Origin of the sequence: Brevibacillus sp. SIMBA_040 (genome assembly GCF_046535075.1) — a bacterium.
Classification (GTDB): domain Bacteria; phylum Bacillota; class Bacilli; order Brevibacillales; family Brevibacillaceae; genus Brevibacillus.
Window position 1 is genome coordinate 15,901 of sequence record NZ_JAWRXI010000020.1, and the last position, 21,307, is coordinate 37,207.

General features: G+C 49.2%; 17 protein-coding genes and 1 pseudogene. 4 read left to right on the forward strand and 14 right to left on the reverse strand.

All coding sequences use genetic code 11. From position 1 onward, the window contains the following. The first annotated feature begins 22 nt into the window (after positions 1–22). Positions 23–1,237: pseudogene (locus tag SB752_RS25980) on the forward strand (IS256 family transposase). Between the two features lie 491 nt (positions 1,238–1,728). Here SB752_RS25980 and rlmD read toward each other — a convergent pair. Then, on the reverse strand, positions 1,729–3,171 hold the full coding sequence (gene rlmD / locus SB752_RS25985) for a 23S rRNA (uracil(1939)-C(5))-methyltransferase RlmD (RefSeq protein ID WP_410718378.1): 1,443 nt from the start codon (positions 3,169–3,171) through the stop codon (positions 1,729–1,731). A gap of 116 nt (positions 3,172–3,287) precedes the next feature. After that, entirely contained in the window at positions 3,288–4,178 is an 891-nt protein-coding gene (locus SB752_RS25990; RefSeq protein WP_410718379.1) for a diacylglycerol kinase, read from the reverse strand. A 142-nt stretch (positions 4,179–4,320) separates the two neighbouring features. Between SB752_RS25990 and SB752_RS25995 the strand changes: the two genes are divergently transcribed. Further along, a complete protein-coding gene (locus SB752_RS25995; protein WP_410718380.1) occupies positions 4,321–5,292 on the forward strand; it encodes an ROK family glucokinase in 972 nt (323 codons plus the stop codon). A gap of 93 nt (positions 5,293–5,385) precedes the next feature. Here SB752_RS25995 and SB752_RS26000 read toward each other — a convergent pair whose 3' ends face one another. The 5 genes from SB752_RS26000 to SB752_RS26020 all read right to left on the reverse strand — a co-directional run bounded on the left by SB752_RS26000 (position 5,386) and on the right by SB752_RS26020 (position 9,253). Then, a complete protein-coding gene (locus SB752_RS26000; RefSeq protein ID WP_410718381.1) occupies positions 5,386–6,306 on the reverse strand; it encodes a DMT family transporter in 921 nt (306 codons plus the stop codon). 50 nt (positions 6,307–6,356) lie between these two features. After that, positions 6,357–7,535: an ABC transporter permease gene (locus SB752_RS26005; protein WP_410718382.1), complete on the reverse strand. Its 1,179-nt coding sequence runs from the start codon at positions 7,533–7,535 to the stop codon at positions 6,357–6,359. After that, positions 7,535–8,263, reverse strand: a complete 729-nt coding sequence (locus SB752_RS26010; protein ID WP_410718383.1) for an ABC transporter ATP-binding protein — start codon at positions 8,261–8,263, stop codon at positions 7,535–7,537. Before SB752_RS26010 ends, SB752_RS26005 begins: the two co-directional genes overlap by 1 nt. 37 nt (positions 8,264–8,300) lie before the next feature. Then, the gene (locus SB752_RS26015) at positions 8,301–8,756 is read right to left on the reverse strand and encodes a hypothetical protein (protein ID WP_410718384.1); all 456 of its coding nucleotides are present in this window, start codon (positions 8,754–8,756) and stop codon (positions 8,301–8,303) included. Between the two features lie 134 nt (positions 8,757–8,890). Next, entirely contained in the window at positions 8,891–9,253 is a 363-nt protein-coding gene (locus SB752_RS26020; RefSeq protein WP_410718385.1) for a hypothetical protein, read from the reverse strand. Positions 9,254–9,420: 167 nt separating this feature from the next. Here SB752_RS26020 and SB752_RS26025 point away from each other — a divergent pair, with 167 nt between their 5' ends. Beyond that, positions 9,421–11,169, forward strand: a complete 1,749-nt coding sequence (locus SB752_RS26025; protein WP_410718386.1) for an RNA polymerase sigma factor — start codon at positions 9,421–9,423, stop codon at positions 11,167–11,169. Between the two features lie 13 nt (positions 11,170–11,182). On the opposite strand, the gene SB752_RS26030 is transcribed toward SB752_RS26025, so the two are convergent. The 5 genes from SB752_RS26030 to asd all read right to left on the reverse strand — a co-directional run bounded on the left by SB752_RS26030 (position 11,183) and on the right by asd (position 17,293). Next, positions 11,183–12,817, reverse strand: coding sequence for a YcdB/YcdC domain-containing protein (locus tag SB752_RS26030; RefSeq protein WP_410718387.1), 1,635 nt, complete (start codon positions 12,815–12,817; stop codon positions 11,183–11,185). Between the two features lie 137 nt (positions 12,818–12,954). After that, a complete protein-coding gene (gene gatB, locus SB752_RS26035; protein WP_213023945.1) occupies positions 12,955–14,391 on the reverse strand; it encodes an Asp-tRNA(Asn)/Glu-tRNA(Gln) amidotransferase subunit GatB in 1,437 nt (478 codons plus the stop codon). 6 nt (positions 14,392–14,397) lie between these two features. Further along, complete coding sequence (gene gatA / locus SB752_RS26040; protein ID WP_410718388.1) at positions 14,398–15,870, reverse strand: Asp-tRNA(Asn)/Glu-tRNA(Gln) amidotransferase subunit GatA; 1,473 nt, start codon at positions 15,868–15,870, stop codon at positions 14,398–14,400. Positions 15,871–15,903: 33 nt separating this feature from the next. Continuing rightward, positions 15,904–16,194: an Asp-tRNA(Asn)/Glu-tRNA(Gln) amidotransferase subunit GatC gene (gene gatC, locus SB752_RS26045; protein WP_049736600.1), complete on the reverse strand. Its 291-nt coding sequence runs from the start codon at positions 16,192–16,194 to the stop codon at positions 15,904–15,906. A gap of 247 nt (positions 16,195–16,441) precedes the next feature. After that, the gene (gene asd, locus SB752_RS26050) at positions 16,442–17,293 is read right to left on the reverse strand and encodes an archaetidylserine decarboxylase (protein ID WP_410718389.1); all 852 of its coding nucleotides are present in this window, start codon (positions 17,291–17,293) and stop codon (positions 16,442–16,444) included. A 203-nt stretch (positions 17,294–17,496) separates the two neighbouring features. Here asd and SB752_RS26055 point away from each other — a divergent pair, with 203 nt between their 5' ends. Next, positions 17,497–18,420, forward strand: a complete 924-nt coding sequence (locus tag SB752_RS26055) for a diguanylate cyclase domain-containing protein (RefSeq protein WP_410718390.1) — start codon at positions 17,497–17,499, stop codon at positions 18,418–18,420. A gap of 72 nt (positions 18,421–18,492) precedes the next feature. Here the strand turns inward: SB752_RS26055 and SB752_RS26060 are convergent, their stop codons facing one another. Next, positions 18,493–19,449 carry an MraY family glycosyltransferase gene (locus SB752_RS26060; protein WP_410718391.1) on the reverse strand — a complete coding sequence of 319 codons (957 nt, stop codon included), beginning with the start codon at positions 19,447–19,449 and terminating at the stop codon, positions 18,493–18,495. Between the two features lie 128 nt (positions 19,450–19,577). Beyond that, positions 19,578–21,125, reverse strand: coding sequence for an L-glutamate gamma-semialdehyde dehydrogenase (pruA, locus tag SB752_RS26065; RefSeq protein ID WP_410718392.1), 1,548 nt, complete (start codon positions 21,123–21,125; stop codon positions 19,578–19,580). Between the last annotated feature and the right edge of the window lie 182 nt (positions 21,126–21,307).

Sequence of the window (21,307 nt, forward strand, 5' to 3'; positions counted from 1 at the left end):
TTAGAAAGGTTGGGAGATTTTTATGATATCAAAAGAGCAGATCAAGCGGTGGATCAAAGAGAAAAATATGAAGTCTATGGACGACGTACAGTCAGCTCTAAAGGATTTATTTGCTGAAACGATCCAAGAAATGGCTCGAGGCTGAGATGGAGTCCTCTCTTGGATACGCCAAGCATGACATGAAAAACAAGCGGACAACAAATAGCCGTAATGGATACAGCAAAAAAACGGTTCGTTCCGAGTATGGCGAGGTGGACATTCAAGTCCCACGTGATCGTGAGGGAGAATTTGAGCCTGCCATTGTAAAGAAGCATCAGTCCAATATAACAGGGATCGAAGATCAAATCCTCGCGATGTATGCAAAAGGCGTGTCCACACATGATATCCAAGACCATCTGCAACAGCTCTACGGCATCGAAGTCTCACCAACACTCATTTCTAATGTCACGAACAAAATCGTTCCCCTGATTAAAGAGTGGCAAAATCGCCCTCTGCAATCGGTTTATGACGTTGTTTTCTTAGACACGATCCACTTTAAAGTAAAACAGGACGGGGCTATCGTCAACAAAGCTGCCTATATGGTCATTGGAATTGACCTTGACGGTCATAAAGATGTTCTTGGGATCTGGATTGGCGAAAATGAATCAGCTAAATTCTGGTTGCATGTACTCAATGAACTGAAAAACCGTGGAGTCCAGGATATTCTCATTACGAGCGTTGATAACCTCCGAGGCTTTACGGAGGCCATTTCAGCGTGTTATCCAAAGACAGAGATTCAGAAGTGTGTCATCCATCAAATCCGGAACTCCATTAAATATGTTTCCTTTAAGGATTTAAAGAAAGTTACGGCTAAGTTAAAACCTATTTACAAAGCTCCAACGGAGCAAGCTGCACGTGAAGAACTCGATCAATTTGAGCAAACTTGGGGAAGTAAGTATCCCTTGATGGTACGCTCCTGGCGCACCAACTGGGATGAGATTGCGACCTTTTTAAAATATCCTCCAGAGATTCGAAAGCTGATCTATACAACCAACGTGATTGAAAGTTACCATCGACAACTTCGTAAAGTATCGAAGGGAAAAGCCGTCTTTCCCACAGACGATGCTCTTCTCAAAATGCTTTATCTCGTAACGATGGATGTCCTACGTAAGTGACGGAACGGGTCCACAATTGGGGGCAGATTCTCATGCAACTTTCTGTTTTCTTTGAGGAGCGCGTACGACCACACATTCGATAACCAATAAAAGAAAGGCTTCATCCCCGAAGGGATTGTCTTTTTCTACCCCCAACACGTCAAGGGTACGCTTCGCCTTACGCCCTTGACCCTGTTGGTTCCGAAAAAGATGTCCGAATTAGGGGGATGAAACCTTTTCATATATTTAGGTTGATTGAGTTTACACGAAATTCTTGACAGACCCACATATACGGTCATGTCTTAGCAAAAGCTGATAAAGAAGCCGCCAACAAATTTGATCAAGTTATTCCCTTCAAAAATCCAAAAGAAGCTTAAGAACCCGAGTAATTGAAATTACAATCGTTCGGGTTCTTTGCTTACTGTTGAATATAACAGATGTGCCTTCTTCATGTATATTATCTGAAGAATTATGCTTAGTTAGGGTATTTTTTGCAGCTGTTTAACACCAATTTATCGCCAATTCCATAATAAGAAACTGTATTAGTAAAACCAACAAACTGTTCTATTGGAAATCCCCTTTATTTATAAGGGTCTTACGCGTCTGTATCATTTCTAACCAGTAGTGCCACACTCTCCACATGCCCCGTATGCGGGAACATATCCACCGGCTGCACTTCCTTCACCTCATACCGCTCCGCTAGCACCTTCAAATCCCTTGCCAGCGTCGAAGGATTACAGGACACATAAACCACCCGCTCCGGCTGCATCTCCAAAATCGTCGTCAACAACGCCTCGTCACAGCCCTTGCGCGGCGGGTCAACCACAATCACATCCGCACGAATCCCTTTCTCTTTCCACGCCGGAATCACGAGCTCCGCAGGCCCCGCCTCAAAAGTAGCATTACCCAGCCCATTCAGCTCGGCATTGCGCTTCGCATCAGCGATAGCTTCCGGCACAATCTCTACCCCATAAACATGCTGTGACTTCCGCGCCAAAAAGAGCGAGATCGTCCCGATACCGCAATACGCATCGATGACGGTTTCTGTACCCGTCGCCCCTGCATACTCCAGCGTTTTGTTATACAGCACTTCCGTCTGTTCCGGATTCACCTGATAAAAAGAACGCGCCGAGATGGCAAACTTAATCGATCCGATATAATCATAAATGACGTCACTTCCCCAAAGCGTGACGGTCTTTTTGCCGAAAATGACGTTGGTCTTGTCCGGGTTGATATTTTGAACAATGCTCGCCACTCCCGTTACCTGCGAGCGAATTGCTTCCACCAGCTGTTCGCGCTGCGGAATGGTCTCTTCTGTCGTCACGAGTACGACCATGACCTCGCCTGTTTTCACGCCTACCTTGACCACGACATGACGCAGCAAGCCTGTCCCACGCACCTCGTCATATGGGGCAATATTCAGCTTGGTCGCTGCTTTCTTCACGACAGCGACCGCATCGTCATTGGCCTGATGCTGGATGAGGCACTCGTTCATGTCGATGATGGAGTGTGATTTTTCCGCGTAAAAGCCACCGACCAATGCGCCGTTTTCCTCGCCGATCGGTACCTGTGCCTTGTTGCGGTAGCGCCACGGATCGCTCATGCCGAGTGTCGGGTGAACCGTAATCGCGCCTTCTCCCTCCACCGAAAAACCGCCAATACGCCGCAGATTATCTCGAACGATCTGCTGCTTGTGTCGCAGCTGTTCCTCGTAGGCGAGATGCTGCAAGGAACAGCCGCCACACCGGTCGTACAACGGACAGGGGGGCATGAAGCGATGCTCGCTCGCCTCCACGACCTCAGACAGCTTGGCAAAGCCAAAGTTCTTTTTCACATGGTCGACGCGAGCACGAATACGCTCTCCTGCAAGTGCCCCATCTACAAAAAGCGTATATCCCTCAACCCGGCCTACCCCGGCTCCCTCATGGTTTAGTCCGGTTATCTCCACTTCCACGGTTTGTCCGACACGCACAGGGACGTCAAGCTCTACTTTCGCTGCCTTTTGCGGTCCGCGCCGCCTCTTTGTTGTCTTCGCCACTATTTATTGCTCCTTTTTTCATCTATCTATATTCCAGGTTATTTTTCGCTCTAGGATGAACGCGAGGGATGCTCTGCAGCATCCCCACGGCTAGTTCTATTCATTTTACTATCTTCCTACGGTACGAACAACTCGATATGCCCAGGCAGCGCTTCTACCACGCAAGGCAGCTGCCCGCCATGCTCACCGTCCAGATTGAGCTGAACCGTTTCTCCCCCTGGTGAAGTGGCCTTGATGTAATCTGCTTGGAAATACAAAACGTTCGGGTCTTTTAGATGCTCACCGCGCACTGCCTGTGTCGCCAGGCGAATAAACTCCGCAATATTCGTCTTTTTTACCACGATGACATCCAGCTTTCCATCTGATAAATCTGCATCCGGTGCGAGCTTGTCGAAGCCGCCAACCGAATTGCTATTGGCAATGAGAAAGATCATGATTTCCTCGTCCAGCAGTACCTCTTTGCGGGTTTCCAGACGGACGCGGATGGGATGCAGTGATGGCAGTTTTTCCAATCCTTTGACGTAATACGCCATCTGTCCGATCATGGTTTTCAGTTTACTCGGCACTTCGTAGGTCAGGTCAGTCAGCGAGCCGCCGCCGGCGATATTAATAAAATAGCGGTTATTAATCCGCCCCAAGTCGACCTTGCGCTTTTTCCCGTTGGTAATAATCTCGGTGGCGCGGCTGATCGATTTCGGGATACCGACAGCGCGGGCAAAATCGTTGCTCGTTCCGCAGGGGATGATTCCAAGCGATGGACGGGCCTTTAGCTCCGCCATCCCGTTTACTACTTCGTAAATCGTTCCATCTCCACCAGCTGCGATGATGACATCAAAGCCGCGGGCAACCGCACGGGCAGCCTCCTCAGTAGCGTCATCCTCCCCTCTGGTCGCGTGGCACGACGTCTCATATCCGGCCGATTCCATTAACTCAAGAATATCTGGCAATCTCCGACGCACAATCTCCCGGCCGGAGCTTGGATTGTAGATTAATCTGGCTCGTTTCAAGGCAGATCCCTTCTTCCTTCCCTCGCTCACGGGTGTACTCTCTTCCATCATATCCTTTATAGCCATTTTTGGGAATCGCTATGCTGTCTTGGGCGTGTTAAGATAGAAAAAGATGGGAATCCAAATGATCGGAGGGACGGTTGTGGATCAAATCATCGTAGGTGTTGATGTTGGGGGTACCGCGATCAAAATGGCTCTGATTACCCCAAGTGGCGAGATGGTGACGAAAACACAGGAGCCAACACCTGTCGCCTTGGGCGAGGACGGCATTTTGCAAAAAATCACCGCTATGATGAACACACTGCTTGAAAAGCATGGCTACAACCGTGATCAGGTCTGCGGGATTGGAGTTGGCATCCCGGGTCCAATCGATACAAAAAACGGAGTCGTCCTGCAAGCAGTCAATCTGCATTGGAAACAACCCGTCCTCTTAAAAGAAAAGCTCCACTCATTGACAGGTCTGCCTGTCGCAGTGGACAATGATGCAAACATAGCCGCACTAGGAGAAATGTGGCGCGGAGCAGGTCAAGGCGCACAGGACCTGGTTCTGATCACGGTGGGAACAGGCGTCGGTGGCGGTGTCATCCTGCACGGCAATGTCATCTCCGGGATCAATGGGGTAGGCGGAGAGATCGGTCATATCACGGTGACGCCCGGAGAAGGACCTAACTGCAATTGCGGCAAGACGGGTTGTCTCGAGACATATACATCTGCCACAGCCATCATCCGCGAAGGACGTCAAGCCGCTGCCAACGGAAAAAGCCCGATGTTAGCCAAAGTGCTTGCAGTTACCGGCAGTATTCGGGCAAAGGATGTTCTAACTGCCGCCAACGCTGGAGACAAGGCAGCCGTTGCCATCGTCGATCAGGTTGGATTTTATTTGGGTCTCGCCCTCTCGCATCTCGCTATCGTGCTGAATCCAGCTAAACTCATCATTGGTGGCGGTGTTGCAGCAGCAGGCGAAATTCTTTTTTCCCGCATTCGCACTTCCTTTGCCCGCTTTATCCCCTTTTCGTATGTCGTAGAATCCACCGAAATCCTTCCTGCCACTCTTGGCAATGATGCTGGTGTATACGGAGCTGGCTGGCTTATTCGCTCGCGATTTGAAAACTAAGCGACTTTTATCCATAAGAAAACGCTCCTGCGATCGTGAACTCACGACATCGATAGGAGCGTTTTTTCGGATGAAAATATGCGCATCAGTACCCTACAAAGCCTTTGTACGATTCAGCACTGACTTTTCTACCTCCACAGCTGCAGGCTTCTCCTGACCAGAAACGATCAAAACAGCTCCAGCCAGCACCGCACACCCTCCCAACAGCTGTAGCAAAGTAAATGACTCTCCGAATAACAGCGCTGAGAAAACGATCGTCACAACCGGCTCAAGTGTACTCAAAACAGATGCCTTGGTAGAACCGATCAGCTGAAGCCCTTGAAAGAAAAAGCCAATCGCCATCACGGTAGAAAACACAACAATCCCCGCCAGCGCCCACCAGCCAACAGCACCGAACGATAGCTCAAGCCCGCCATCCTTTTGCGCCACAAAGAATGTAGAAATGGCCGCGAATAAGGAAATATATCCGGCAGTCACAAACGGCGATAGCCCTTTTACCACCCGGTTACCCACAACGATATAAACGGAGTAAAACAGGGCAGCTGCGAGTGCCAGCACGACCCCGATCGGTTGAATCCCCCCAAAGGATAGCCCAAGCACCAGTCCCAGACCAACAAGAGAGATCAGCATGGCCAAAATCGTTTTTCGCCGTAGCGGTTCTTTTTCGACAAAATAGGTGAGCACAGCCACAAATACCGGGAACGTGTACAACAAGAGTGCAGCCATAGATGTCGGAATATACTGAACAGCAGAGAAAAAGCTGAGCGATTGCAAGGTATACAAGACACCGCCCAGTACAAATAAAGCCACAACCTGCTTCCTCACCAGCCGCAAGCCTTCCTTGCGCAATACGAGTAACCCGAAAAACAGGATTGCCGCGAAAAGAAACCGTAAAAAAAGCAAGGTCGATACAGTTACACCCGCCCCGTACGCGTACACAGCAAAAATCGACATAACCCCAAAGCAAGCAGCAGATATGAAAACATACAAGACACCCAAATAGAGGGGCTTCACGACAATTCACCAGCTTTCCGATATTGCAACGACGTGGGATCAAGAGGCTTTCAGTTTTTCACAACCGCCCCTTCTTTGCGGAACAAACGTGAGGACATCACGGTTATGATCGCTACGTACACCAGCGAGCTCCCCAGCCCAACCAACGCATGTAGCGGCTCCACTCTTCCGTAAAACACTTCCTTACAAAGCGCTACCCCATTAAAGACAGGAAGCACGTAGTAATAGCCCGGGATGTCTACTGGATTGAGCGGCATCATCATGTAGGAAGGTACCATCGCCAGAAAAATAACACCGCTCATATACGTCTGTCCCTCTTTAAATGACTTCGCGATCGTGCTCAAAACCAGCTCCAAAGCAGCAAAGGTAGCTGCAAGCACCAAAATCGTCAGCACAAGGACAAGCAGAGTCACAGGCGAAAAGAAACTGAGAGAAAAACCGCTTTCCATCTCCAGTGGCCCCAGACGCAGCACAAGCGAGAGAGACACGAGAGAGGCCAGGGCACTCATGCAGCTCATTACCATCACAGCCATGAGCTTGGCCGTCAAAATGTGATTCGCCGCTATCGGGGCAGTCATCAGCGATTCCAACGTCCCTCGCTCTTTTTCTCCAGCAACCAGATCATTGGCAGCTGCTATCCCACCGGACGCGAGTGAAACAACGAGCATCAATGGAATAATTCCCGCCAGCATACCGCCTGACAGCCTTTCCTCTGACGCCACATTTTGGTACGTAGACGTAATCGGCTTGATCGCCTGCTCGGACATCCCCGCCTGCTTCAAGCGCTGCACGACGATTTCTTTGCTGTATGCCTCTACGGTTTTCTCAATCACAGTGCGTGCGTACACCGACTTTTGATTTGTGGAATCGAATGCAACAACGACCTCTCCGGTCCCCCCTGCTTTAACCCGCTCCTCGAACGTGGGGGAAATGGTGATTATTGCCCGCAGCTGCCCTTCTTGCAGAGCCTGCTCCGGGTTACTCGGCTGCAATATACTCACGCCAGGAATTGTTTGGAGCGAAGCCACCAACCCGGACGAACCGTTGACAGCAATCGGAATATAGGCACGCGCTTCCTTTTCCACATTGCTATAAGACATGCCGAGTAAAAAGAATACAAACGGAATAATGACGAGCGGTACCAAAAAAGTTCCCAGCAATGCCTTTCGATCACGAAACAAATCGAGCATTTCTTTCTGAAAAACCGTCCAGATGACGCGTCTACCCATCAGGTTTGGCTCCCTTCGACCACCGCCATGAAGATATCATCCAAGTCTGAGATGCCAAATCGCTCTCGCAAAGTATCCAGCCCGCCTGCAAATTGGAGCCGTCCCTTGTGGATGAGCGCTATGCGCTTGCACAGCTTGTTGATTTCCCCCATGTTGTGACTGGAAAACAGGATCGTTTTGCCTTCGTCCTGAAGCTTTCCAACCATCCGCCGAAAAATATTGGCTGCCGTTACGTCCAGTCCTGTCGTCGGTTCGTCGAGTAAAATCACGTCTGGATCGTGAACCAATGTGCGAGCGATGGCGACCTTTTGCTTCATCCCCCGCGAAAAAGCACCGACGCGTCGATCAATGAACGACTCCATTTCAAGCATCTGACTGAGGCTGTCGATCCGCTCCTGCAGCCTTCTCTGCTCCAGGCCATACAGACTGCCAAAATAGGCAATATTCTCTCTTGCCGACAAACGGTTGTATAAGCCCACATCGCCCCCAAATAAAATGCCGATACGACGGCGTACTTCTACAGGCTCCTTTTGGACAGAAAACCCGCTAATTTCGATATCTCCTTCTGTCGGTTGCAAAATCGTCGCCATCATGCGCATCGTCGTCGTTTTTCCCGCGCCGTTTTCCCCCAGAAGTCCATATACCTCGCCAGCTTCTATGCGAAACGAAACATCCTCAACTGCTGTGATTGTCCCGAATCGCTTGCTGACCTGTTTTACTTCAATCAACAGCAGTCCTCCTGTCCCAAAGCTCTATTTCTAATCGTTAAAACTGTACCTTGAGCAAGTACGCTGCCCGTTTTTCTCCTTGAAATGTCACTTGTACAACCCCTATGCGGCCCTGTAGAAGTCGTGGGATTGCTGCGGCAATGTGAAACTCTTTTTGTTTTTCGTCCACATGCGCATTCGCGACCGTACCGGGTGGAGTGTACACCTGATCCCCATCCATTGTATAAAAGACAAGGGAGATGTCACCACGCTGACCATGGGCCACCCCTGCAAACGAGATAGCCTCCACTCCGCCAGCCCCAGCGGATACGCGCGTCAGATCAAATAACGGATGCCGAAGCGCCAGCACCTGTCCCTGTTTCCAGTCCTGCAAAAAGGCATCGAACTCCTGCACGGTCAACAATTGCGTGACAGCTTTCCCCTGCTCGTAAAGGAATGCACCAGGCTGCAGGATAGAGAGCGTAAGAAAAGTAGATAGCCAAAACGGGAACATGCACATGACCTCCAATAATTGGTTGATTCATAGCATGCCCAGCCAAAACATCTGGCATATATTCACATTTACCGATCAGAATTTTTCGACAGTTGAACAAAAGAATCTCCCCAGCCAAGCAGTCAGACTTAGGCTTATGCTTGGGAAACTCCTGTCACGCCCGGGTAGCGTTCCTTCCATTTGGACAACGAAAAGTCAGCAAACAGCTCAGCAAATTCATCTATATTATTGATATAATGACGGTTTTCCTTTATTCCGGGATGCTTTTCCTCAAATAACACGGCAACCAGGTGGCTCACAGGAATGCTTTCTGCATCTTGGTCGTAGATGCCTCGCTCTGCCAATACTTTGCCGAAATAGCGTACATATGTAACCGTTACTGTTTTTTGCTTGCCGTTTTCTTCCCATATAGCGATGGAACGATCAAATGTATCGGATGGTGATCCACCTTTTCCCGGTGGCACGCTTTCTCCTGTGACTGAAATCAGCTTCGTCATACTTCCTTCCCCCTTTTTCATCGTGTATGTTCATTATAGGGGAGAGTGGAATTTCTTACAAATCTGCCACTTGTATCTTTTTTTAAAAAAAGTGTAGATTGGCTGTCAGAAAATCAAAGCATCCGAAGTCTATGCTATATGTCAACTAACAACGAGGGGTTTTTGCGATGGAACACGTAGGTTATCAGGCAGAGCTGCTGCAACAGGAAGAAACATACGAAGAAGACGAAACGCTGGTAGAACGAGCAAAATCCGGTGATCAGGAAGCCTTCGGGGAGCTGGTTCGACGTCACCGCTCCAAAGTATACGGCTATGCTCGCTCGTATACACGTGAGGCCTTTCTGGCGGAGGATATTGTGCAGGATGCCCTTATCCGTGCCTTTTTGCACTTGGGTACGCTCGTGGACAGTCGGCGGTTTCTTCCTTGGCTTCACCGTATCGTGCGCAATCAGGCATACACTCGCCTGCAAAAAGGACCGCACAAACGGGAGCAGCTTTTCACTGGACTGATCAACCCGTCACATGAGATGGAACCAACTGATTGGGAAGACTTGGACAGTATCTTGCATCGTCTGGGTCGCACATGGTCACCTGCGATGGAGCACACCGGCGATCCATCTGAGATTGTCATGCGCCGAGAGCTCTTGCAGACGATCACAGGCATGCTGCATTGCCTGAATCCACGGGAGCGTCGCATCGTGGAATCCCACTTTTTCGACCATCTGTCCCCGCTGGAGATTGGACGATTGTTCGAAATTTCTCAGGCCAATGTCTATCAAGTTCTGTCTCGTTCCCGCAAAAAACTGATTCAGGAAAAAACCCGCGTCGTAGTTGACCAATACATGAAAACTCGAAAGGATGCGGGAATAATGAAACAAGCCGTACTGAGAAAACCGGAGGCATTCACACTGCCAACATGGATTACATGCGCTGCTGCCTTGCATGGATTAGTCGAATATACCGATCGCAAAATGTCTCTTCCAATGGTACTCGGCCTTAGCGGGCATGCTTTCCGCTTGACTGTCGTTCCAAAGGAAATCCATATCGCAGGCCCAACGATGTTTCCTTTTGCCGATGTGTTGCAGGAGGGTCTACGCAATATGGGCTTTGAGTCACGGGTCGTAGGCGGCGAGTCAGCCGATTGTGCACCAGCACCCAATGCAAACCATGTCTCTCCTACTCTTTTAGGTGCTGACGCCCGCGAGAAGCGCCCGTTGCCGACACTTCTGCCACAAGCGCTGGAGCTCGTTCACCGCTCCATCGATCGTGGGTATCCGGTTCTTGCCTGGGATTTGTTTATCCCTGAGTTTGGTTTGATTTACGGGTACGATGACGACAGCAAGCAGCTGTATGCAGGGGATAACTGCGGTCACGACAAAACGATCGCCTTTGAACATCTGGGGCGCGGATTGGTAGAGGAATTGTTCGTACTGGCTATCGAAAAAACAGTAGAGATCGATCAAAAAACCATGCTGACAAAAGCAATTGGTGCTGCGCTTCGTCATTACGCTGGTGCCGGATCGGATAAAGCTTGCACAAACGGCTTGATGGCCTATACCGCATGGCTTGAGGCTTTCCAGCAAGGCGGCATCGAACCAAACGGCAACGCCTACACAATAGCAGTCGCGGAAAATGCACGTCGCAACGCCTCCCTGTTTTGGAGTGAGATCGCTGCGACGTGGAATGATCCGGCTTTTGATGAGATTCGTCCTACGGTGCTGGAAGCTTCAGCTTTGTACGGGCAAATCGCAGATGAATTTGCCAAGCTGAGCAAGCTTTTTCCATTCCCGTCTGGTGGGGAGCCGAATGCTTCTGAACCAAGCAAGCAGGCTGCTGCTATTCTGCAAGGAATTGAGAGCCTGGAACGCAAGGCTGTTGCATTATTGGAGCTTATGCTGGAAAAACTGTCCGCATGATCCTGCCTGGGTCCTATTCATCGAAGTTTAATGTCCCATCCATCGCATCCACATAAGGCCAGCCCTTGCTAGTGTCGATGGTATAGATCAGCTTCAGCTCAGGACCTTTTGTTCCATAGTACGTTGGCCAGACGTACGATTGTTTCAGCGGCAAGTTTTTCACAAAGCTTTCTGCTGCCTGTTGTTCTGTCACTGCCACCTTTGGTTCTGAGAAAGTAGCGTCCTTCATCGGCAAGGTTGTAGAGAACTGTACAATCTTGCCGTTTTTGCTGTCCACGAGCACCCAGTAGTAGCGATCCAGAACAGGGGTATTTTTGTGCAGTTCATTAAAACTGAATCCGTAAATATGACCGGGTCCTTCTTCTTCGACGCCCATTTCTTTATCGATTTCCTTCATCCAATCTGCCAATGGTGCAGGATTGACCGGATCATAGATTTCTACCTGCACATTGCTAGAAGTAGACACTGCGTATGGCTCGATAAAAGAAATCGCCTTTTTCAAAGCCTCTTCTTTTGATAGAACAGTCTTGCTCTCTACTTTCTCCTCCCAGTGACTGGCGTCCGTTACCAGCCCCGTCACAGCATCTACAGTGACCGAAATCGAATCCGAATTGTCATTGGAGAAAGAGTAGGTAACCGACTCTTCGTCGCTCTCTTGCGAAAAATACCAATCTTCTTCCTTCACATCAATTCCGAACATGCTGACCACAAGCTTTCGCACATCCTCTTCCCCTTTCACAGCAAGAGATTTCGCCTGCGGCTTCAGCGTTATATTTTTCAAATTGGCATCCTTTCGCTTCGTATCATCTGCGATTTCTATGCCGAGCCATTCATCAAGCAGTTTGCCTGATGTCGCATCAAACGTTGGAGCATAACGGAGGACATAGTGCATGCCAGGCTTGCCATCTTTTCCATCCTGTACATAGCCGAGGTCAAAAGCTGCCGTGTTAAAGTATTGCTTTTTGACGGCTTCTGGAGTCAGCGCTGTTTTCACATCTGGTACCTTTACATCTTTTAAATTGGCTTCACGGACGTTGATTTCCTCGATATGTCCAGCCAAATCGGTACTAAACCCAATCCCGAAATTACTCCCGTTTATCTCCAGTCCGTTCAACAAGGCGGGATAGGAAACCATCCGTGAACCGATCAGCAGCTCGCGCATCTCATCTCCGGATCCTTCTTCGTAAGTAGACAGGCTCGGATTCCCCATCGTTTTGCGCTTATCTGCGCCAAAAACCTCCACAACAGCCTGCTCTACCTTTTTCAAGGTCGCATCCTCTGTCACCCTCTGTTCCGTTCTCCAGCTGGTTAAGTAAGCCTCATAGCTGATTAAATTGCCCGTTTTCAGATCAAAGGTGAAAAAGGCATAGGACTCTTCATTCTTAGGATCCAGCCAATCCAGATAGATGAAGGTTTCACTCTTTTCCGTTTGCCGATCGGTTAGCGTCTTTAGTCCCGGCTCGAGCTTTTCCAGCGCAGATACAATTTTTTGCGCTGATGCAGGAAGCGTAAAGCTTTCCGAAGCTGCTGTAGCTGTGCTGCTTTGAGCGAGTGCTTGCGGACTGGCTGCCAAAGCTGCAACAGGCAGAGCTGATAGGATCGTTGCTACTGATAGAACCATTGCGGCATTTTGAACATTACGTTTCATTCGGATTTCTCCCTCTCACTTGGCGTTGCTTTCCTTTGTCTATATTACCTCGATTGGTATAATTTAGCACATGACCAATGATGCATGACAAAAGAAACAGCACCCTCCGTTTGGAAAGTGCTGTTTGGACTTATTGCCTACAGGCTGTTCAATACTTCCTGAATCAATTTATTAACCATTGGCGGGTTCGCTTTGCCTTTGGTCTGCTTCATGACTTGGCCGACAAAGAAAGCTGCGGCCTTCTCGTTTCCGGATTTGTAGTCTGCTACCGCTTGCGGATTGGAGTTGACCGCATCGATAACGATTTGGCGGAGTGCGCCTTCGTCACTGATTTGCACCAGACCTTTTTCCTCGACGATCTTCTTCGGCTCCTTGCCAGTCTCCACCATCTCTTTAAAGACGGTTTTGGCAATTTTGGAGGAAATCGTGCCGTCCCCGATCAGCTTGATCATTTCGCCCAAGCCTTGCGGTGTCATTTTCACATCGGAAAATTCCAGGTTGTTGGCATTGAGGTGCGCCAAGAGGTCTACCATCAGCCAGTTGGCAACCGATTTCGGATCTGCCCCAGTCTTCACTGTCTCATCAAAGAAATCCGCAGTTTCTTTGGAGATCGTGATCACTCCTGCATCTGCCGCCGACAGGCCAAACTCGTTTACATAGCGAGCCTGACGCGCATCCGGCAGCTCAGGGATCGAAGCGCGAACAGCTTCAATCCACTCCTCGGAAATCTGCATGCGTACCAGATCAGGATCTGGGAAGTAACGATAGTCGTGCGCTTCTTCTTTGGAACGCATCGTCAAGGTTTTCTTGTTGGCTTCATCCCAGCGGCGCGTTTCCTGTACGACCTTGCCACCCGAATTAAGCACCTCCGCTTGACGAAGCACCTCGTACTCCAAGCCCATCTGTACGTTGCGGAAGGAGTTCATGTTTTTCAGCTCTGCCTTGGTTCCGAACTCTTCTTGACCATACGGACGGATGGATACATTGGCATCACAGCGCAGGGAGCCTTGCTCCATGCGAACGTCGGATACTTCGGTGTATTGGATAATCGCCTTGAGCTTTTCCAGATACGCTCTGGCTTCTTCCGGTGTGCGAATGTCTGGCTCGGAAACGATCTCTACCAGAGGCACACCAACACGGTTGAAGTCTACCAAGGATTCTCCGCCAAAGTCGCTGTGCGTCAGCTTACCAGCGTCTTCTTCGAGATGCAGGCGCGTGATTCCGATGCGCTTTGTCTCACCGTTTACCTCGATGTCGATCCAGCCATTGTAGCCGATTGGCTGATCAAACTGCGAGATTTGGTACGCTTTTGGCGAATCCGGATAAAAGTAGTTTTTACGGTCGAACTTGGTCTCGCGGGAAATTTCGCAATTGAGTGCGAGTGCTGCCTTCATGGCGAATTCCACAGCCTGCTTGTTGGTTACCGGAAGCACGCCTGGATGTCCCAAGCAGATTGGGCAGGTATGCGTATTTGGCGGCGCACCAAACTCTGTCTTGCAACCGCAGAAAATTTTACTGTTCGTTGATAGCTCGGCGTGAACCTCCAAGCCGATGACGGTTTCGTACTTGCTCATGACGCCTTACCCCCTTACCCATTCCGGCTTGCGCTGGTGAAAGCCCACGGATTGCTCATAGGCATGTGCTACGCGCAGCACAGTGGATTCATCAAACGCTCGGCCCACAATCTGAAGGCCAATCGGCAGTCCGCTTTTAGCGAAGCCGCATGGCACACTGATTGCTGGCAAGCCAGCCAGATTGACAGGCACGGTGCAGATGTCTTCCAGATACATTTTGACCGGATCATCTGCATTTTCTCCGATTTTAAATGCCGTGGACGGCGTAGTCGGATGCAAAATGACATCGTAATCAGCAAAAATGCTGTTGAAGTCTTGAATAATCAAGGTACGTACTTGTTGTGCTTTTTTGTAATACGCATCGTAATAGCCGGAAGAGAGAGCGTACGTTCCCAGCATGATGCGACGTTTTACCTCTGCCCCAAAGCCTTGGCTGCGAGATTCTTTGTACAGCTCAATCAGGTTGGCTGAATTGTCTGCACGCACGCCGTAGCGAACGCCGTCAAAGCGAGCCAGGTTGGAAGACGCCTCAGAGGACGACAGCAAATAATACGCTGGTACGGCGTATTCCGTATGCGGCATGGAAACCTCGCTCCATGTCGCTCCCATGCTCTCCAGCTGCTTCAGCGCTGCCAGAACAGCATCACGAACCTCTGGGTCGATTCCTTCGCCAATCAATTCCTTCGGCACGCCGATGCGCAATCCTTTGACATCTCCGGTCAATGCTGACAAATAGTCTGGCACTTCTACATTTGCAGAGGTCGAATCGTATCCATCATGTCCAGCAATCGCTTGCAGGACATAAGCGGAATCCTCGACGTTTTTCGTAACAGGTCCGATCTGATCCAAAGAGGATGCGAACGCAACCAGTCCGAAACGGGAAACACGTCCATACGTTGGCTTCAAGCCGACAACGCCACAAAAAGCGGCTGGCTGACGAATCGATCCGCCCGTATCAGAACCGAGTGTAAAGTAAAAATGACGCGCAGCCATCGCTGCCGCCGATCCACCGCTGGAGCCACCTGGCACATAATCGGTGTTCCAAGGGTTTTTGGTTGGGTAGAAGCCAGAGTTTTCGTTGGAGCCGCCCATAGCAAACTCGTCCATGTTCAGCTTCGCTACGATAACAGCATCTGCTTCCTTTACCTTTTGGGAAACGGTCCCGTCATGCACAGGATCATAGTTCGCCAAAAATTTGCTGGCGCAGGTTGTGCGTACATCTTTTGTAATCAGGTTGTCCTTGAGTCCGGCAGGCAAGCCAAAGAGAAGACCCAATTCCTCATTTTCTTTTACCAGACGCTCGTCCAATTGACGGGCATGAGCAAGCGCGCCCTCTTCATCTACGTGCAATACGGATTTGATTTCTCCATCGTGCTCCTTGATGCTAGTGATGGAAGCCTGCACCAGATCAGTCACAGACAATTCTTTTGCGCGCAGGGCGCTATGTATCTCCGACAATCGCTTGTCAAACAGCGACACAGTGGGTTCCTCCCTTCTCGTTATCCTTTTTCCTTATTCGAATACAGCTGGTACCTTGAACTGCCCTTCTTCGTGGTCTGGCGCGTTTTTCAGCACTTCCTCACGTGGCAGGGATGGTCGGTTGACGTCCTCGCGCATGACGTTTTTTACATCAGTCGCATGGCTTGTCGGCTCGATATTGGACGTATCCAGCTCGTTTAGCTTGGCTGCAAATTCCAAAATCGCATTCAGGTCCTTCGTGTATCTCTCAGCTTCTTCCTCAGTCAGCTGCAAGCGGGCCAGATTAGCTACATGTTCTACTTCCTTGCGAGTAATGGCACTCATTTTTTCCACCTCCGAATCGTATCACATAACTTTGATCTTACTTGAAAACAACAGGTTCAGTCAATTTTCGCAGGGATATACTCACCATAAAACAAAAATAATTCGGCAAAAAAAGATTGACTAGGAAACGCGGATGAAGCTGGGCTGTCGTGGAGACTAGAAAACAGCCTTTACTTTTCTTCGTAGATGTAAAAACAAGTCCAAGGCTATACGCCCTGGACCTCCTCTTCTATCGGTGTATTCGATTCTACTCAGGCTGTGACGCTTTTTTCAACAGCGGTTGACCCATGAGCAAGCTCTTGCCTTTTTCAACGCCTGCTGCCCACTCCAGTTGGTTAGACTCCAGCAACAGGATCACCGTGGAGCCAAATTCAAACCAGCCCAGCTCCGCCCCTTTTTCATAATGAGGGGTACCAGCAATCTTCTCATGCGTTTGCTGACCATGCTTGATGTTGGTCGTAGCGGTATTGTAGCAGACTTTGACACTGCCGACGAACAGAGCCCCTACCTTGACAAGTGCCATGTCTCCCAGCCCGTCCGTTTGGATATGAGTGACCAAACGTTCATTTCGCGCAAACAGGCAGTCTACGTTTTCAATTCCCAGCTTATTCACAGGATACAAGCGCCCTGGCAAGTAGCAGTAGCAGGTCAGGTCACCGGCAACCGGCATATGAATCCGATGGTAGTCGCGTGGACTCAAATAAATCGTGATAAACTTACCGCCGTAGTAGCGTTTGGCTTCTTCCTCTGAGCCTCCCAAAAGTTGGGACACATCGAACTCTTTCCCTTTTGCCTGAATTAAGGTACCCTCGCAAATATCCCCAAGCTGAGAAACAGTACCATCTACAGGACTGACAATCGTATCGGCTCCCGGAGCAATTGGTCTTGCTTCTGGCTTCAGGCGACGTGTAAAAAACTCTTTGAGCGTGCGGTATTCCTTAACCGGTTTTTCTATGATCGAGGTATCAATCTGATAGTGCCGTATGTATCGTTGAATGGCTAATCGACTAAAGCCTGAAGCGGTAATTTTTCCCATAGTCCGAGACATCGCATTCTGTGGAAGTCGATGGATGAGGCCCGGAAGTAGCTTTTTGCTCATAAAACAAACTCCTTGTTCTCTTTCGATTAGACAACCTGTATTCGAATATCCTTACTTTACCACTCCACTAACTTGCAGTAAACCCTACACTAAATAGGCATCCCTTTTTGAATACCGTTTATTACCAATGGCTCATCATTTTCTTAGGCTATCTTGCTATACTATAATAATGGGGACAAGCCTACATTCAGGAGAAGACAGATATGAAAAAGCTCGACATCGCAACACTCATTAGTGAACACGGGGATATCCTGACCAGCTTATTTCATCATATGTCAGACATGTTCTTCCTTATGTCTGTGGAAGAATCAGCGGACAAAGAGTACCACTTCCGCTACGTACTGATGAATCCAGCCGCTATGCAAGTTGCAGATCTATCCGAGGAAGCATACGGAAAGCGAATCGAGGATGTATATCCGGAAGAAAAAGCAGCTTTGTTGAACAGAATGTACCAAAAGGCGGTGCAAGGTGAGGAACCCATCCACTATACGACGAATGGTGAAGTGATTGGCGAGTCGATTCTGTCGCCTGTCTACAATAAAGACGGCGTATGCACGCACGTATTTTCCGTGACAAGAGATATTACCGAGCGCAAAAAGCTGGAGACACGCCTGGAATACATGGCGTACCATGATGTGCTAACGGGATTACCAAACAGGCGTCTGCTTTCTATCAATCTGCACGAGGCTTTGACAGCAGCCAAAGTAAAAAACGAACTGGTCGCCGTGCTTTTTCTCGACTGCGATCATTTTAAAGAAATTAACGACACCTGGGGGCATAATACCGGGGATACTTTTCTCAAAATTCTTGCCGAACGACTCAAATCATGCGTGCGCGATGGAGACACAGTAGCTCGTCTGGGCGGTGATGAATTTGTCGTACTGCTTACGGGTATTCACACCAGGCAACAGGTAGAAAAAGTAGCCAGCCGGATTCTGCAATCGCTCCAACTTCCATGGGTCATTGACGACCAGGAATTTTCCTTCACAACGAGCATTGGCATCTCCATCTATCCAACCTCTGCTACCGACGCCGATCAGCTCCTGACTTATGCTGACAAAGCTCTCTATCGAGCAAAAGCAACCGGCCGCAATCAGTTTCTATTCTTTGATCCCACTCCTTCATGAATTCGTGCAGTTGGCTACGCCAAGCCATTTGGTGTAGCCTTTTTTGCTGGAGGCATAATTTCTCATACTTCCTCAAAGGAAAAACAGAAACACCGACAACGCTGAGAGCAGGAAGCTGACGAGATACAGCACGACGACGGTCTGCTTTGCTGACAAGCCACGTGACATCAACCGGTGATGAACGTGCCTGCGATCCGCCTGGTGCATGGGAGAGCCCGCCAACAGCCTGCTGACCATGACCTGGATGGTATCGATGACAGGCAGCCCTAGTGCTAGTACGGTCACAACAAGCGAAATGAGAGTCGCCCCCTTCATCGTCCCTTCAAGCGAAATAACTCCGAGGGCAAATCCTAAAAACATCGAGCCCGCATCGCCCATAAACATTTTGGCCGGGTAAAAATTAAAGCGCAGAAAGGCAAGCGCTGCACCTGCAAGTGCCACTGCCAGTAATGCCGTCAATTCTTGTCCTCTCACCATCGACAGGAAAAACAACGTCACCGCTGAAAAGACTGTGGCTCCCGCCGCCAGGCCATCTACTCCATCCAAAAAATTGACCATGTTGATCAACCCGACTATCCATAAAACCGTCGCCACTAACGAAACGAGAAGCGGAAAAGAAATGTAGGCTCCCTCTTCTCCGATCCATGACAAGCTGATTCCGCGAAACCTTATATCCAGCATAAAAGTAAAGACAGCGACCAGTAATTGAACAAGCAGCTTGGGTAATGCTGGAAAGTCCTTTTGCCTGGATTTGAACGTATCATCGACCCATCCGATGACCACCAGCATAGCTCCTCCAACTGCCAAAACTGCAACGGATTTTTGCGCCCCTGCAAAAAAAGTTGTCACTATGAGCAGTCCAACGAACATGGCCAATCCACCAGATAATGGCATCGGTCTATTATGCCCTTTCCTGCCTTTGGGAATGTCCAGCAGCTTTGTTTTCCACGCCAGCCAATTCGCTATCGGCATTAACAAATACACGATAAAAAACGTAGAGAGCCCTGACACAATATACGTAAACAGCATCCCTCACCTGCCCCGCACAGCCATTTTTCTTAGTGTGGACAAAATGAGTGTTAGAAAACCGAAAAAGCCGCCTCTATTTAAGAGACGGCTTTTGTAACATGCGGCTTACAACGCAGTGTCGATAGAGCTTACAATTTTTCAGAAACCATTTTCGCTTGAGTGAAGAGCAGCAGATAGTCTGGTCCACCCGCTTTGGAGTCTGTACCGGACATGTTGAATCCGCCGAATGGATGTACGCCTACCAAAGCACCTGTGCACTTACGGTTGAAGTACAGGTTACCTACGTGGAACTCTTCGCGTGCGCGCTCCAGGTTTGCACGGTTGCGGCTGATTACAGCGCCAGTCAAGCCGTACTCTGTGTTGTTCGCAATTTCCATAGCATGGTCGAAATCGTTAGCTTTGCAGAATGCTACTACTGGGCCAAAGATTTCTTCTTGCATGATGCGAGCATTTGGATCGAGGTCAGCGAATACAGTTGGCTGGATGAAGTAACCGGATTCTGGTCCTTTTTCGCCACCTGCAACCAGTTTACCCTCTTGTTTACCGATTTCGATGTACTCCAGGATTTTGTTGTATGCTTTCTCGTCAACAACTGGACCTGTGTAGAAATCGTTTGTTCTGATGTCGCCTACAGTCAGATTTTTCGTCATTTCCGCTACGCGGCCCAGTACTTGATCGTACACATCTTGGTGAACAATTGCACGAGAGCATGCAGAACATTTTTGACCAGAGAAACCGAATGCAGAAGCAACGATGGATTGTGCAGCCAGCTCGATATCGCAGTCGCTGTCAACAACGATAGAGTCTTTACCGCCCATTTCAGCTACCAGACGCTTCATCCATTTTTGACCTGGACGATGTTTTGCAGCCAGCTCGTTAATGCGCAGACCTACGTCGCGGGAACCAGTGAAGCTGATGAAACGAGTCAGTGTATGTTCTACGAGGTAGTCCCCGATTTCACCACCGGAACCTGGTACAAAGTTAACAACACCAGCTGGAACGCCAGCGTCTTCAAGGATTTCCATGAATTTCGCAGCAATTACTGGGGTGGTGGAAGCAGGTTTCAGTACAACTGTGTTACCAGCTACGAGAGCAGCTGTAGTCATCCCTACCATAATTGCGAGAGGGAAGTTCCATGGTGGGATTACAACACCAACACCAAGTGGAACGTAGTACAATTCGTTATCCTCATCCGGAATGCGAGGAAGGTCATGGCGCTGGGACAGCTTATCCATTTGACGGCCATAGTATTCCATGAAATCAATCGCTTCTGCTGTGTCAGCATCTGCTTCTGCCCAGCTTTTACCTGCTTCTTTTACCAGCCAAGCAGAGAACTCATGCTTACGGCGGCGCATAATCGCTGCTGCTTTATACAGATAGCGGGAACGAGCCTGAGCAGGAACTTTTTTCCAAGTTTCAAATGTGCTTGCAGCTGTTTGAATTGCTTTTTCAGCCAATGCTTGGTCAGCTTGGGAAACCACACCCACTACCTGTTCTTTATTAGAAGGGTTGATGGATTTGGATTTTTTCTCAGTTGTGATGCGCTCGCCGCCAATGATGAGATCATACTCAAGGCCAAGCTCGCTTTCTACTTTGGCGAGTGCTTCTTCGAATGCCTTTTTATTTTCTGGCAGGCTAAAATTGGTAAACGCCTCGTTTTTGAATTCCACTTGCATCTGTGACGCCTCCTTATAAATTTCTTCCATGTGCGGATCACTTATAATCTTATGCAAGGATCATACCAACTAAAACTGAACTTCCTCGACTCCACTATTGTTTGCATTTTTCTCGAAAAACATCTTCCTGTATCAGGGAAGCATTCAACACACTTTTGTTCAAAACTCTCTCATTATTACAC